Below are 13,830 nucleotides of genomic sequence, written 5' to 3'. Positions count from 1 at the left end.
CACCCGTCGCGTCCCGCCGGGCCGTACCGCGATCCGGAATGCCACCCGCAGCCGGTTCCGAGCATCCCGGAACTGCTGGCCGCGGTTCTCACCCCTTTCTCCGCGCATTCCGCCCCCCTCACCGCGACGACATGCCCGCCCAGGGTGAATTCCGGGCCGCACAAGGAGATATGACACGTGAACACCACCGGACTCGATCCGCACGCGGATGAGGTGCGCACCCTGCCCGACGCCCTGCGGCTGCGCAGCGCCAAGCAGCCCGACGAGACCGCCTACGTCTTCCTGCGCGACGGCGAGGAGCCGGAGTCCGCGCTCACCTACCGCGCGTTGCACGAGGCCGCCCGCGCCAGGGCCGCCCGCCTGGTCGCGGCCGGGCTGTCCGGCGGCCGGGCCGTGCTGCTGTACCCGTCCGGGCTGGAGTTCATCCGCACCCTGCTGGGCTGCATGTACGGCCGGGTGGCCGGCGCGCCCGTGCAGGTCCCCCGGCGCCGCGAGGCCGTCCGGCGGCTGCGGCGCATCGCCGACGACGCGGGCACCACCACCGTGCTGACCACCACCGGGGTCCGTGCGGAGATGTACGAGCGCTTCGGCGACCTGCCGGACCTGGCCGGGCTGACCCTGCTGGCCACCGACGCCCCGGACCCGGCGCCCGGGCCGGGCGTCCTGCCCGAGCCGCCCGGACCCGAGGACATCGCGCTGCTCCAGTACACCTCGGGCTCCACCGGCGACCCCAAGGGCGTCATGGTCAGCCACGCCAACTTCCTGGCGAACGTGGCCGAGACGGACGAGCTGTGGCCCTGCGAGCCCGACGGCACGGTGGTGAACTGGCTGCCGCTCTTCCACGACATGGGCATGCTCTTCGGTGTCGTGCTGCCGCTGTGGTCGGGCATCCCGTCGTACCTGATGGCGCCCGAGTCCTTCATCCGCCGGCCGGCCCGCTGGCTGGAGGCCATCGCCCGGTTCGGCGGCACCCACGCCGCGGCGCCCAGCTTCGCCTACGAGCTGTGCGCCCGCGCCGCCGCCGACGGTGCGACGAGCGGCGTCGGCGACCTCTCCCGCTGGCGGGTGGCCGCCAACGGCGCCGAACCGGTGCGCTGGCCCACGATCCGGGCCTTCACCGCCGCCTTCGCGCCGCACGGCTTCCGGGCCGCCGCCATGTGCCCGGGCTACGGGCTGGCCGAGAACACCCTGAAGGTGACGGGCGACAACCAGGACCGGGAGCCCACCGTGCTGTGGGTCGACGCCGGGGCGCTGCGCGAGGGCACCGTACGGCGGGTCGCCGACACCGCCGGGGACGCGCTGCCGCTGGTGAGCAGCGGGAGCACGGTCGGCACCACCCGGGTGCGGATCGTGGACCCGGACTCCCGGCTACCCCGGCCGCCCGGCGAGGTCGGCGAGATCTGGGTCGACGGGCCCTGTGTGGCGGGTGGTTACCGCGACCGGCCCGAGGAGAGCGAGGCCACCTTCCGGGCCCGCGTCGAGGGCGGGGACGCCCGGCCCCATCTGCGCACCGGCGACCTCGGCTTCCTGTACGAGGGCGACCTGTACGTCACCGGGCGGCTCAAGGACGTCATCATCCGCCAGGGCCGCAACCACTACCCGCAGGACATCGAGCTGTCCGCCGAACGGGCCGTGCCCGGGCTGCACCCGAACTGCGCCGCCGCGTTCTCCGTGGACGACGGCGTGCGGGAGCGGCTCGTCGTCGTCCTGGAGGCGGACGGGCGGGTGCTGCGCTCGCCGGGGGCGGACGCCCTGCGGGAGCGGATCGGCGCCGCGGTCCGGGAGGACCACCGGCTGACGGCCGACGAGGTGCTGCTCGTCCGGCGCGGCGCGCTGTCCCGGACGTCGAGCGGCAAGGTGCAGCGGCGGGCGTGCCGGGCGCGCTATCTCAACGGCGAGCTGGCCGCCCTGGCGGCCGGGCGGACGCCGGCGACCGCCGCCCGTGGGCGGGAGGCGTGATGGCCCGGCTGCGGCTTCCCGATCCGCACCCCGGCTCCCGGATCCTCGGCATCGGTGTCTACCGGCCGTCGCGGGTGGTGACCAACGAGGAGATCTGCGCCCGCATCGACTCCAGCGACGAGTGGATCCGGCGGCGCTCCGGAATCGTCAGCAGGCGTTTCGCGGGCCCGGACGAGACCGTGATCACGATGGCCGTGGAGGCGGCGCGCAAGGCGATGGCGCAGGCCGGCACCGATCCGGACGAGATCGGCATGGTGCTGGTGGCCACCATGTCCTTCCTGGAGCAGTCCCCGGCCGCCGCGCCCCGTGTCGCCCATCAGCTGGGCGCACGGGCGGCGGGCAGCCTGGACATCGGTGCCGCCTGCTCCGGGTTCTGCTACGCGCTGGGGCTCGCCGACTCCCTGGTCCGCTCCGGGGACGCGCGCGCGGTGGTGGTGGTCGGCTCGGAGCGGATGAGCGACATCGTGGACCCGCGGGACCGCGGCACCGCCTTCCTGTTCGGCGACGGCGCGGGGGCGGTGGTGGTCGGCCGGTCCGAGACCCCGGGCATCGGTCCGGTGGTGTGGGGCTCCGAGGGGTCCCGGCACCACATGATCGCGCACGACCGCGCCTGGCCCCCGGTGGGCGAGACGCCCCGGGCGGGTGCCGCGCTGCGGATGGCGGGGCCGGAGGTGTTCCGCTGGGCGACGCGGGTGATGCCGGAGGTGTCCCGTGAGGCACTGCGCCGGGCGGGCCTCGGCGTCGCCGACCTGGCCGCGTTCATCCCGCACCAGGCCAACGCCCGGATCGTCGACGTGGCCGCGAAGTCCCTGGGGCTCGCCCCGCACACGGTGGTGGCCAGGGACGTGGTCACCTCGGGCAACACCTCGGCCGCGTCCATCCCGCTGGCCATGGAGGAGTTGCTGGCCCAGGGTAGGCTCGCCGGCGGCGACCCGGCCCTGCTGGTCGGCTTCGGCGCGGGACTGGCCCATGCGGCACAGGTGGTGACGCTGCCCTGACCGGGCACGCGGTTGCGGGCCACCGGTTCGGGAGGCCCGCAGACCGCCGGTTCGGCGGTGCGTCCGGATGCGCGGCGCACCGCCGGACCCCGTCGGGCGCGAACTCCTCGCCCGCACGGGGGAGTCCACGTGTGCGGGCCGGTGTCCGGGATCGGCGCCGTCGCGGGTCGCGGCATCCGTTAGGCTCGTGAAGTACCCCGGCGAGGAGGAGGACCGCACATGGGCGGATCGGTCACGGCGGTCAGCAGCAACGGCACGTACTCGTTCTCGAAGCCGAACCGGGCGAGCATCACCCTGCTCGCCGGGCTGGGCGTCGAGGGCGACGTGCACGCGGGCGTCACGGTCAAGCACCGCTCACGCGTGGCGCAGGACCCGACGCAGCCGAACCTGCGCCAGGTCCACCTCATCCACGAGGAACTCTTCGACGAGGTGCGCGCGGCGGGCTTCGAGGTCGCCCCGGGCGAACTCGGCGAGAACGTCACCACCCGCGGCCTCGACCTGCTCGGCCTGCCGGTGGGGACCCTGCTGCGCCTCGGCGCCGAGGCCGTGGTCGAGGTGACCGGCCTGCGCAATCCCTGCCTGCAGATCGACCACTTCCAAGGCGGCCTGCTCAAGCAGGTGGTCGGCCGCGACGACCTCGGCAATGTCGTGCGCCGGGCCGGGATCATGGGCGTCGTCAGGGCGGGCGGCGTCGTCCGCCCCGGCGACCCGGTGGAGGTGGAACTCCCCGAGGGTCCGCACCGCCCGCTGGACCGGGTGTGAGCCGGCCGGGCCCCGGGTGGCTGCGCGACGTCTCGCCGGACGACGTCGACGCCTATGTCCGCATGCGGTGCGATCCCGTCATGATGGCCGACCTCGGCGGTCCGCTGCCGCGGGCGGGGATGGCGGACAAGGTGCGCCGGGACGCCGCGGAGGCCGCGGCGGACCGCGCGTGGCTGAAGATGATCGTGCCCGATCCGGACCGGCCCGATGTGGTGGCGGGGACGGTGACCCTGTGGACCCACGACGCCGGTGACGGGCCCATGTCGGAGATCGGGTGGATGGTCCTGCCCGAGTTCCAGGGCCGGGGGCTGGGCAAACGCGCTGTCCGCGCCCTGCTGGAACAGGCCCGCGACCAGGACCGCTGGGGCCTCGTGCACGCCTTCCCGGCGACCGGCAACGCCGCGTCGAACGGCATCTGCCGCTCGGCCGGCTTCCGCTTGCTCGGCCGGACCCGCACCGCCTTCGCCGACCGTGTCCTCACGACCAACCACTGGGTCGTCGATCCGGCGCGGGACCTTCCGGCCGGCCGTACCGCGCTGCCCGGCGGGGGCTGAGACCGCCCCGCCGGACGTGGACACCCGCTCGGGTGCACGGGCTCCCTACTCCGGTGCGGCGAGCCCTACTCCGGTGCGGCGAGCCCGAGTTCCCGCTCGCCGAGCGGGGCGAAGAAGCGCTCCACGTCGGCGTCGGCGACCTCGGCGAGCGTCGCCGGCGACCAGCGGGGGTCGCGGTCCTTGTCGATGATCCGGGCGCGCACGCCCTCCACCAGGTCGTGACTGCCCAGGGCGGCGCAGGAGACCCGGAACTCCTGGTCGAGGACGGCCTCCAGGGACCCGAGCCGCCGGGCGCGGCGCACGGCGGCCAGGGTGACCTTGAGGGCGAGGGGCGACCGGGTGCACAGGGTCTGCGCCGCCTCCTTCGCCTCGGGGCTGCCGTGGTCGAGCAGCCGCCCGATGATCTCCTCGACCGTACCGGCGGCGTAGCAGGCGTCGATCCACTCCCGCTGCTCGGCCAACTCCCCCGGCGGCGACGGCCGTACGTGCCGGGCCAGGGCGTCGGACACGGGCATCACCGCCAGGTCGTCCACCAGGCCGGCGAGGGCCGCGGCGGGCACGTGGTGATCGGCGAGGCCGCACGACACGGCGTCGGCGGCGCCGATCTGATCCCCTGTCAGCGCGAGGTGAGTGCCCAGTTCGCCGGGGGCCCGTGCGAGCAGATGGGTGCCGCCGACGTCCGGCACGAAACCGATGCCCGTCTCCGGCATGGCGATCCGTGAACGCTCGGTGACGATCCGGACTCCGCCGTGCGCGGAGAGACCGACACCGCCGCCCATCACGATGCCGTCCATGAGGGCGACGTACGGCTTGGGGTAACGGGCGATGCGGGCGTTGAGACGGTACTCGTCCCGCCAGAACGCGGCCGAGGCGCTGCCGTCGCCGTCCCGGGCGTCGTCGTGGATGGCGCGGATGTCGCCGCCCGCGCACAGCCCGCGCTCCCCGGCGCCGGACAGGACCACCGTCTCGACGCCGGGATCGTGCTGCCAGGCGGCGAGCGCCGCGTCGATGCGCCGCACCATCGCGTGGTCGAGGGCGTTGAGCGCCCTGGGCCGGTTGAGGACGATGTGCGCGGCCCGGCCGGCGGTGCGCAGCAGCACGGGTGCCTCGGTGCCGCTCATCCGGTGGCCTCCGTCAGGTCGCGGGCCGCGATGTCGTACATGATCTGGTTCCTTCCGGGTTCCGGGGGCGCGGGGCCACCTGTGATCCTCCCGCGCCCTCGCGGCTACCCTTTCACGCCGGGTGCCCACCCCGGCGGCCCGAAGAGGTACCCCGCGCGGTCGCGCCAGCGGCGGGCCCGGCGGACGTCCCGCCAGGCGGCCGCGTACTCGTGGAAGGCCACCCGCAGCGGGTTGTGGGTGGCGATGTTCTTGGTCAGGCCGTACACCACGCGCACGCCCTCCGGTTCGAAGGTGCCGAGGAGCCGGTCCCAGACGATGAGGATGCCGCCGTAGTTGCGGTCCAGGTACACGTTGTTGGAGCCGTGGTGGACCCGGTGGTGGGACGGCGTGTTGAAGAACCACTCCACCGGCCGCCACAGCCTGTCCACCCGCTCGGTGTGCAGGAAGAACTGGTAGACGAGGCTGACGGCCTGCTCGATCAGGATCATCCAGGGCGGCACGCCGAGCAGCGCCAGCGGCAGCCAGAACGGCAGGCCGGTCATCGGCGTCCAGGTCTGGCGCAGGGCGGTGGAGAGGTTGAAGCGGAGACTGGAGTGGTGCACCACATGGCTCGCCCACAGCACCCGCACCCGGTGATGGGCCCGGTGGTAGGCGTAGTAGGCCAGGTCGTCGCCGAAGAACAGCAGCAGCCACGTCCAGCCGGAGGCGGGCGAGAGGTGCCAGGGGGCCACGGTGTACGCGGCGGCGTACACCACGATCGTCGCCACCTTCCACGGCACCGCGATGACCTGGCTGCCGGCGCCCATGGACATGCTGGTGACGGTGTCGCGCAGCTCGTAGCCGCGCTCGTCGTCGTCCGGCAGGAAGCGGTAGGACAGCGCCTCGACGGCGACCAGCAGCACGAACGCCGGTATCGCGTAGACCACGGCCGGGATCATCGCCGTACCCCCTCGCACCCGCGCGGCGCGCTGGGCACGCTGCGGGTCAGCAGTTCGCGCGCCAGTTCCTCGGCCGCCGCGGCCTCGCGGGCCGCGATGTGCGCGGCCAGCCGCCGGTGGGCCTCGACGTCGAGGATCTCCGCGGCCCCGAGGTCGGCGGGCACGTCCGCGACCGGGATCATGCCGTCCACCAGGCTGTTGAAGGCCAGCAGATAGGCGATGTTGCCGGAGCCCTCGATGATCAGCCGCCACCAGGCGACATAGGTGTCGTCCAGCTCGGTCAGATCGGGGCCGGTGCGCGCGTGCCGCTCGGCGGCCGCGGTGATCTCCGCGGCGGTGTCCGGGGAGCAGCGCAGGGCGCACAGCCGGGCCGCGTCGGCGCCGATGCAGGCCCGCATCTCCAGGGCGTCGCGGGCGATGTCCTGCACGGTGGGCCCGGTGTCGGCCGCGGCGATGCCCACGGCGAGGTCGAGCCCGGCGGTGCGGCGCCAGTCCAGCACCTGGGTCCGGCCACCGTGGCTGACCTCGACCAGCCGTGCCTGCTGGAGGCGTTTGACGGCCTCCCGTACGGCGTGCCGGTTCACCCCGAAACCGGCCGCCAGTTCCCGCTCGGGGGTGAGCGCGGCGCCGGCCGGCAGCTCGCCCCCGAGAATCCTGTCCCGCAGCAGGGCGAAGAGCTGGTCGGAGACCGCCGCACGCCGTATGTGTCCCTCAGCCATGGCGATCAGGGTGGACGCAGCTCGTGCAGTGGTCAACTGGTTGGACCAATATTTCCGTGCCGGGCCGGTCGGATGTCGGCGTTCGTCCGGATCCGTCAACCCGCGCCCACCTGACGGGAGTTGGGCCCGCCTTCGCGCGCCACGGCCCGCGTGCCCGTGCGAGCCTCCCGGTCTCCCCCCATGCTGGACGTGAGACCCGGTGCCCCCGTTCGCCGGGACGGGACGGCGGAGGAGGAAGTGGTGACGATGCGGACCGTTGTCGACCTCACGCGCTGCCAGGGCTACGCACAGTGTGTGTTCCTCGCGCCGGACGTGTTCCGGCTGCACGGAGAGGAGGGCCTGCTGTACGCCCCGGCCGTCCCCGACGACCAGGTCGAACGGGTGCGCCAGGCCGCCGCGGCCTGCCCGGTGCAGGCCATCCTCCTCGGCGAGGAGGTGAGCGGCGGTGCACGGTGAGTTCACGGACGGCCGCATCGTGATCGTGGGCGCCTCGCTGGCCGGGCTGCGGGCCGCGGAGGCGCTGCGCGCGAACGGCTTCACCGGCTCGCTGACGGTGGTCGGCGACGAGCCCCACCCGCCCTACGACCGGCCGCCGCTGTCCAAGCAGGTGCTGCTGGGCATCGCCCCGGCCGACTCCACGGGCCTGCCGATGCGCCAGGACCCGAAGGCCGAGTGGCTGCTCGGGGTCCGGGCCACGGGTCTGGACCCGCTGGCCCGGCGGGTGCTGCTCGACGGCGGGGAGTCACTGCCGTACGACCGGGTGCTGATCGCCACCGGAACCCGCGCCCGGCCCTGGCCGAACCCGGCGGAGGCCGCGTTGGACGGGGTGTTCACCCTGCGCACCCGTGAGGACGCCGCGGGGCTCGCGGAGCGCCTCGACGCGGGGCCGGAGCGGGTGCTGGTGATCGGCGGCGGGTTCACCGGCTCGGAGATCGCCTCGGCCTGCCGGGAGCGGGGCCTCGCGGTCACCGTCACCGAGCGCGGCCCCGCGCCGCTGGTCGGCGCGCTCGGCGGGACGCTGTCCAAGCTCGCGGCGGTGATGCAGCGCAACCACGGTGTGGACCTGCGCACCGGGGCGACGGTCACCAGGCTGCTCGGCGACGGGCGCTTCACCGGCGCGGAGCTGTCCGACGGCAGCCGGGTGGACGCGGACGTGTGCGTGGTGGCGCTGGGCGCGATCCGCAACGTGGAGTGGCTGGCGCAGTCCGGTCTGGCGGCGGGCCCGCGCGGGCTGGCGTGCGACGCCGGGTGCCGGGCCTTCACCATGTACGGCATCGTCACCGACGACGTCTTCGTGGCCGGGGACGTCTCCCGCTTCCCGCACCCGCTCTTCGGCTACCAGCTGCTGTCCCTGGAGCACTGGGGCAACGCGGTCACGCAGGCCGAGGTGGCCGCGCACAACATGATCTCCCCGGGGCCGCTGCGCCGCCCGCACCTGTCCCTGCCGACGTTCTGGTCGACCCAGTTCGGGCTGAACATCAAGTCGGTGGGGGTGCCCACCTACTCCGACCACGTGGTCATCGCCCAGGGTTCCCTGGAGGCGCGGCGGCTGGCGATGGTGTACGGCTACCGGGGCCGGGTGACGGCCGCGGTCACCGTCGACATGGCCAAGGTGCTGGAGTACTACCAGCACCTGATCGAGACGGCCGCGCCGTTCCCGCCCCCGCCGGGCGCCGCCGACCGGGCCCTCGCGGCCGAGATCCCGATCCCGTCCGACGTACCGGACCCCTCGGTGCTGTCCCACGGGCCGACGGTCGCGCTCACCGGCTATGCCCCGGACCGCCGGCTGACGGTGGTGTAGCACGCCCCTACTTCGAGGAGCCGCCATGGACCCCGGCACCCTGCTGGCGAGGATCACCGACTACGCCAGCCGTCCCGACCCCTACCCGCTGTACGCGGAGCTGCGCGCGGCCGGGCCCGTCGTCCCGCAGGAGGACGGCAGCCTGCTGGTCGGCGGCTACCACGAGGTCGCCGCGCTGCTGCACGACCCCCGGCTCAGCGCCGATCCGCGCACCCGCGGTCTGGAGACGGCCAAGCCGCCGTTCCTGCGCCTGGACGATCCCGAGCACCATCGGCTGCGCACCCTCGCCATGCGGCCGTTCGGCCCGCCGCACAGCCCGCACCGGGTGGACGGCATGCGTGCCGAGATCGACCGGATCACGGCGGAGCTGCTGGAACCCTTCGAGGCGGGCGGGCGGTTCGACCTCGTGGACGACTTCGCCTACCCCCTGCCGGTCACCGTGATCTGCCGGCTGCTCGGGGTGCCGCGCGAGGACGAGCCGCTCTTCCGGGCCTGGTCGGACACGCTGGTCGCGTCGGCCGACGTACGGCCGGACGCGGGCCAGGCGCCCCGCGAGGAGGCCGAGAAGGCCCGTGCGGACATGGGCGGGTACCTGGTGGGCCTGGCCGAGCAGCGCCGCGACCAGCCCACCGGCGACCTGCTGTCCGCGTTCGTCAACGAGCCCGACCCGGGGCAGCGGCTCACCCGGGAGGAACTCGCGGAGACCGCGGTGCTGCTGCTGATCGCCGGGCACGAGACGACGGTCAACCTCATCACCAACGGGGTGCTGACCTTGCTGCGCCACCCCGAGGAACTGGACCGGCTGCGCCGCACGCCCGGTCTGCTGCCCCGGGCGATCGAGGAACTCCTGCGCTACGAGCCCCCGGTCCACATGCGCGAACGCATACCGCTGGTCGACCTCGCCGTCGCCGGCACGACCCTGCCGCAGGGCTCCTCGGTGTTCCTGGCCCTGGCCTCCGGCAACCGCGACCCCCGCCGCTTCACCGACCCCGACCGGTTCGACCCGGCGCGCCCCGACAACCAGCACCTCGGCTTCGGCACGGGCATCCACCTCTGCTACGGCGCCCCGCTCGCCCGCATCGAGGCCCACTCGGCCCTGTCCGCCCTGCTCCCCCGCCTGGCCACGGCCCAGCTGGTCGAGGACCCGCCGCCGTACCGGCAGAACGCGATGCTGCGGGGCCCGCGCCACCTCCCGCTCAGGCTCTGACGGCAGGAGCGCGGCGCGGGGGCGGCCCCGGCCGTCGCCGCCGCTCAGCCCGTGAGGATCTCGGACAGTTCGACGATGTGGTCCGTGAGGTAGAAGTGGCCGCCGGAGAAGACCTTGAGGTCGAAGGGGCCGGTGGTGTGTTCGCGCCAGGCGTGGGCCTCCTCGGGGGTGACCCGCGGGTCGCGGTCCCCGGTGAGGACCGTCAGGGGGGCCTCGACGACGGCGTCGGCGGGGGCCCGGTAGGTCTCGATGGCGGTGTAGTCGCTGCGCAGGGCCGGCAGGATCATCCGCAGCAGGTCCTCGTCGCCCAGCAACCGCGGGTCCGTGCCGCTCAGTTTGCGCATCTCCTCGATGAGGCCGTCGTCGTCGCGCAGGTGCACGTTCTCGCAGGCGTACGCGGAGGGGGCGCGCCGCGCGGAGGCGAAGAGGTGCGCGGGGCCCTCGCCGTCGCGTTCGAAGCGGCGGGCGACCTCGAAGGCGACGATGGACCCCATGCTGTGCCCGAAGAAGGTCAGCGGACGGTCCGCATAGGGCCGCAGCGCCTCGTACGCCTGGTCCGCCAGCTCGGCGATGGTCTCGATGCCCTTCTCCTCGTACCGGTCCTGCCGGCCCGGGTACTGGAGCACGAGCACGTCCGCCGCGCCGCGCAGTGCGGTGGCCAGGGGGAAGTAGAAGGTCGCCGAGCCGCCGGCGTGCGGGAAGCACACCAGCCGGGCGGACGTGGGCGGTGCGGGGTGGAAGCGGCGCACCCACAGGTCGCCGGTCGGGAAGGCTGTCGTCATGGCGTCATCCAGGGTTCGTCGATACCGGACGGGGGCGCCGACGCGCCGTCTGCGATCATGCGGCCCCGCGGTCAGGTCGTCAACCACCCCTTGGCCCGGGCCAGTTCGACCACCCGCTCCCGGACCTGGCGGATCTGCGCTGCCGTGAGGGAGTCGACCGACGTGACCAGCAGCTCCGTGAGTTCGGTGCGGAAGCGGGCGGCGCCGGTGCCCTCGCCGGCCGGTGCGCCGGTGCGTTCGGCGGTGGTGCCGTCGGAGAAGACGGGGCGGCCGGGGAGGCGGTGCGGCGAGGGCTGGTGGATCAGCCGGATCTGGGAGGCCTTCGGGCCCTTCTCGCCCATCTCCAGGTGGAACTCGACCTCGCTGCCCTCGTGGTAGAGGTACTTCTCGTCGAGCAGGTCGTTGGCGTGCATGAAGACGTCCTCGCCGGGCTCGGCCGGGGCGATGAACCCGTATCCGCGGACCTCGTCGAAACGCAGCACCTTGCCGGTCATCAGCACGGCCCACCCACCTCCAGCACCGACCCAACGGTAACGGAGGCGAACTTACACAGCTTCCGGCACGGATACGACCCCGCGGACCACGGTGCGCCCGCCGCTCACTCCGGCAGCACCAGCCGCACCGTCCGCCCCGGTTGCACGGTCACCACCCGGTCCGGCAGCCGCACGTCGACGGGCTCGCCGCCGGAGTCGGGCACGGCGATCTCCAGGTGCCCGCGGGTCAGCCGGACGCCGATCCCCCAGTGGCCGAGGTAGCGGATCGAGAAGCCGTAGGAGGAGACCGGCGGGAGCGGCACGGGGTCCAGCCAGAGGGCGCCGTGGCGGGTCTCCAGGCCGGTCAGTGCGCGCTGCACGAGGTCGAGGGTGCCCGCCATCGCGCCGAGGTGGATGCCCTCGCCGGTGGTGCCGCCCTGGACGTCGGCGATGTCGCCGCGCAGCGTCTCCTGGACGAACCGCCACGCGTCGGCGCGGCGGGCGCGGGCCAGGATCCAGCCGTGGACGAGGCCGCTGAGGGTGGAGCCGTGGCTGGTGCGGCCCAGGTAGTGGTCGACGGTCGCGGACCAGGTGGTTTCGTCGACGCGCTGCCCCAACCGTGCGAAGAGGGCGGCGAGTTCGCGGGGTGCGAAGAGGTAGCCGAGCATCAGGACGTCGGCCTGCTTGGAGGCCCGGTACCGGTTGGGGGTGTCGCCCTCGGCCTCCAGGATGCGGTCCAGGCGCCGGATGTCGCCGTACCGTTCGCGGTAGGCGCCCCAGTCGAGTTCGGCGAGGTCGCCGTAGCCCTCGAACTGGCTGATCACCCCCTCGTGGCGGGGCACGTGGAGGGTGCGCGAGACCTCGTCCCAGCGCGCCGTCTCGTCGGCGTCGAGGGCGAGGCGCTCGGTGAGTTCGCGGCGGCGCGGCTCGGGCAGCACACGCAGCAGGTCCAGGGCGCGGGCGAGTACCCAGGCCGCGGTGACGTTGGTGTACGTGTTGTCGTCCAGGCCGGGCCGATCCGCGCCGGGATAGGCGTCGTGGTACTCGTCGGGGCCGACGACGCCCCGGATGCGGTGCCGGCCGAGGTGGTCGTCGTACTTGGCCGAGTCGGCCCAGAAGCGGGCGATCTGGAGCAGCATCTCGGCGCCCTCGCCGTCGCGGAAGGCGGTGTCGCCGGTGGCCTCGCAGTACCGCCACACGTTGTACGCCACCGCGGAGCCGACGTGGTGCTGGAGGCGGGAGTTGTCGGGCAGCCAGCGGCCCGAGCGGGGGTTGAGGTGGAGCCGCTGGGTCTCCTCGTGGCCGTCGCTGCCGCTCTGCCAGGGGTAGCAGGCGCCGCGCCGGCCGAGGCGGGCCGCCTCGCGCCGGGCCGCGTCCAGCCGGCGGTGCCGGTAGCGCAGCAGGCCCCGGGAGACCTCGGGCAGGTGCAGGTCGAGGTAGGGCAGGACGAAGAGTTCGTCCCAGAAGACATGGCCGCGGTAGGCCTCGCCGTGCAGTCCGCGCGCGGGGACCCCGACGTCCAGGTCCGCGGTGTGCGGCGAGAGCGTCTGGAGCACGTGGAAGAGGTGCAGGCGCAGGATGGTCCCGGCCTCGCCGGGCACGTCGAGCAGGGTGCGCCGCCACAGCCGGCCCCAGGCGGCCCGGTGGGAGCCGAGCAGGGCGTCGAAGGCGGGGGCGGTGGCCAGCCGGTCGAGGGCCGCGCGCAGCGGGTCGCCGATGGCAGGGTCGTGGGAGGTGTGCAGGGCGACGGTCTTGTCGATGGTGCGGGTGCGGCCGGGCGGGCAGGTGAGCCGCACCGTCTGCACCGCGCGCCGGGGTTCGGCGGCGGCCCTCGCCGGGGCGTTCGCGGTGAGCCGACCGGCGAGGGCGATCCGGATGTCCGAGGTGCGGGTACGGCAGTCCAGCCACACGGTGTCCCGGGTGTCCGTGCCGGTGCGCACCTCGGTGAGGTGGCGGCCGTCGAGGTCGCGGTAGCGGGCGACGCCGCGGTTGGTGACGTCCCCGTCGAGCGCGGCCTCGACCTCCAGTTCCGTGCCCGCCTCGCCCTCGACGGTGAACTCCGTGCGCAGCGCGGCGAGGTGGGGGTCGCCCAGGTGGACCAGCCGCAGCTGGCGCACGACGAGGGAGCCGCTCGGGACCAGCGGGTAGCGGGTGCGGCGCTCCAGCAGGCCGGGACCGAGGTGCAGGGTCAGGTGGTGTTCGGCGACCGGGGTGGTGTCGGGGGTGAGCCAGCCCTCCACGCCGTCCGCCGGCCGGGCGCACGGACGGAAGCGCAGCGGCAGCCAGTTGGGCAGGTTGACCATGTCCTCGTTCTCGACGCGGCGGCCCGCGACCTCGGAGGTGAGCCGGTTGTAGCAGCCGGCCGCGTAGGTACCGGGGTAGTGGACGTCGTCGGCGGCGCACTCGGGCAGCGCCCCCCGGGTGGCGAAGTAGCCGTTGCCCAGGGCGCACAGGGACTCCCGCAGGCGTTCCCCCGCAGGCTGGTAGCCGTCGTACTCCCAGGTCGCCCCGGCCAC

Annotated in this window: 13 protein-coding genes; 7 read left to right on the top strand and 6 right to left on the bottom strand. The window is 74.2% G+C overall.

The features are described from left to right. Positions 1–177: 177 nt before the first annotated feature. From BLW85_RS32920 to BLW85_RS32905, 4 genes are all read left to right on the top strand, one after another. Complete coding sequence (locus tag BLW85_RS32920) at positions 178–1,959, top strand: fatty acyl-AMP ligase (RefSeq protein ID WP_074994748.1); 1,782 nt, start codon at positions 178–180, stop codon at positions 1,957–1,959. Continuing rightward, entirely contained in the window at positions 1,956–2,957 is a 1,002-nt protein-coding gene (locus BLW85_RS32915) for a beta-ketoacyl-ACP synthase III (protein WP_425275354.1), read from the top strand. The genes BLW85_RS32920 and BLW85_RS32915 overlap by 4 nt, the downstream gene beginning before the upstream one ends. Before the next feature lie 219 nt (positions 2,958–3,176). Beyond that, the gene (locus BLW85_RS32910) at positions 3,177–3,719 is read left to right on the top strand and encodes an MOSC domain-containing protein (protein WP_074994742.1); all 543 of its coding nucleotides are present in this window, start codon (positions 3,177–3,179) and stop codon (positions 3,717–3,719) included. Further along, positions 3,716–4,273 (top strand): GNAT family N-acetyltransferase, encoded by a 558-nt coding sequence (locus tag BLW85_RS32905; RefSeq protein WP_425275353.1) that lies wholly within the window; start codon positions 3,716–3,718, stop codon positions 4,271–4,273. Before BLW85_RS32910 ends, BLW85_RS32905 begins: the two co-directional genes overlap by 4 nt. A gap of 65 nt (positions 4,274–4,338) precedes the next feature. Here the strand turns inward: BLW85_RS32905 and BLW85_RS32900 are convergent, their stop codons facing one another. The 3 genes from BLW85_RS32900 to BLW85_RS32890 all read right to left on the bottom strand — a co-directional run bounded on the left by BLW85_RS32900 (position 4,339) and on the right by BLW85_RS32890 (position 7,051). Beyond that, a complete protein-coding gene (locus tag BLW85_RS32900) occupies positions 4,339–5,394 on the bottom strand; it encodes an enoyl-CoA hydratase/isomerase family protein (RefSeq protein ID WP_074994739.1) in 1,056 nt (351 codons plus the stop codon). Positions 5,395–5,498: 104 nt separating this feature from the next. Beyond that, positions 5,499–6,332 (bottom strand): sterol desaturase family protein, encoded by an 834-nt coding sequence (locus BLW85_RS32895; protein ID WP_070029707.1) that lies wholly within the window; start codon positions 6,330–6,332, stop codon positions 5,499–5,501. Continuing rightward, positions 6,329–7,051 (bottom strand): FadR/GntR family transcriptional regulator, encoded by a 723-nt coding sequence (locus tag BLW85_RS32890; protein ID WP_070029706.1) that lies wholly within the window; start codon positions 7,049–7,051, stop codon positions 6,329–6,331. Before BLW85_RS32890 ends, BLW85_RS32895 begins: the two co-directional genes overlap by 4 nt. Positions 7,052–7,297: 246 nt before the next feature. On the opposite strand from BLW85_RS32890, the gene BLW85_RS32885 reads away from it, so the two are divergent. Genes BLW85_RS32885 through BLW85_RS32875 form a run of 3 tightly spaced genes read left to right on the top strand, consistent with a single transcriptional unit; the run spans position 7,298 to position 10,059 of the window. Further along, positions 7,298–7,507, top strand: coding sequence for a ferredoxin (locus tag BLW85_RS32885; RefSeq protein WP_070029705.1), 210 nt, complete (start codon positions 7,298–7,300; stop codon positions 7,505–7,507). After that, complete coding sequence (locus tag BLW85_RS32880) at positions 7,497–8,852, top strand: NAD(P)/FAD-dependent oxidoreductase (RefSeq protein ID WP_074994736.1); 1,356 nt, start codon at positions 7,497–7,499, stop codon at positions 8,850–8,852. Before BLW85_RS32885 ends, BLW85_RS32880 begins: the two co-directional genes overlap by 11 nt. Positions 8,853–8,877: 25 nt before the next feature. Next, positions 8,878–10,059, top strand: coding sequence for a cytochrome P450 (locus BLW85_RS32875; RefSeq protein WP_074994733.1), 1,182 nt, complete (start codon positions 8,878–8,880; stop codon positions 10,057–10,059). A 44-nt stretch (positions 10,060–10,103) separates the two neighbouring features. Here BLW85_RS32875 and BLW85_RS32870 read toward each other — a convergent pair whose 3' ends face one another. From BLW85_RS32870 to BLW85_RS32860, 3 genes are all read right to left on the bottom strand, one after another. Further along, on the bottom strand, positions 10,104–10,841 hold the full coding sequence (locus BLW85_RS32870; protein WP_070029702.1) for a thioesterase II family protein: 738 nt from the start codon (positions 10,839–10,841) through the stop codon (positions 10,104–10,106). Positions 10,842–10,912: 71 nt separating this feature from the next. After that, positions 10,913–11,341 carry a cold shock domain-containing protein gene (locus tag BLW85_RS32865; RefSeq protein WP_074994730.1) on the bottom strand — a complete coding sequence of 143 codons (429 nt, stop codon included), beginning with the start codon at positions 11,339–11,341 and terminating at the stop codon, positions 10,913–10,915. A 98-nt stretch (positions 11,342–11,439) separates the two neighbouring features. Continuing rightward, positions 11,440–13,830, bottom strand: a complete 2,391-nt coding sequence (locus BLW85_RS32860; protein ID WP_403423734.1) for a glycoside hydrolase family 65 protein — start codon at positions 13,828–13,830, stop codon at positions 11,440–11,442.

Origin of the sequence: Streptomyces misionensis, assembly GCF_900104815.1 — a bacterium.
Taxonomy (GTDB): domain Bacteria; phylum Actinomycetota; class Actinomycetes; order Streptomycetales; family Streptomycetaceae; genus Streptomyces; species Streptomyces misionensis.
The sequence above is the reverse complement of the archived record's forward strand: the minus strand, read 5'-3'. Positions and strand labels throughout refer to the sequence as shown.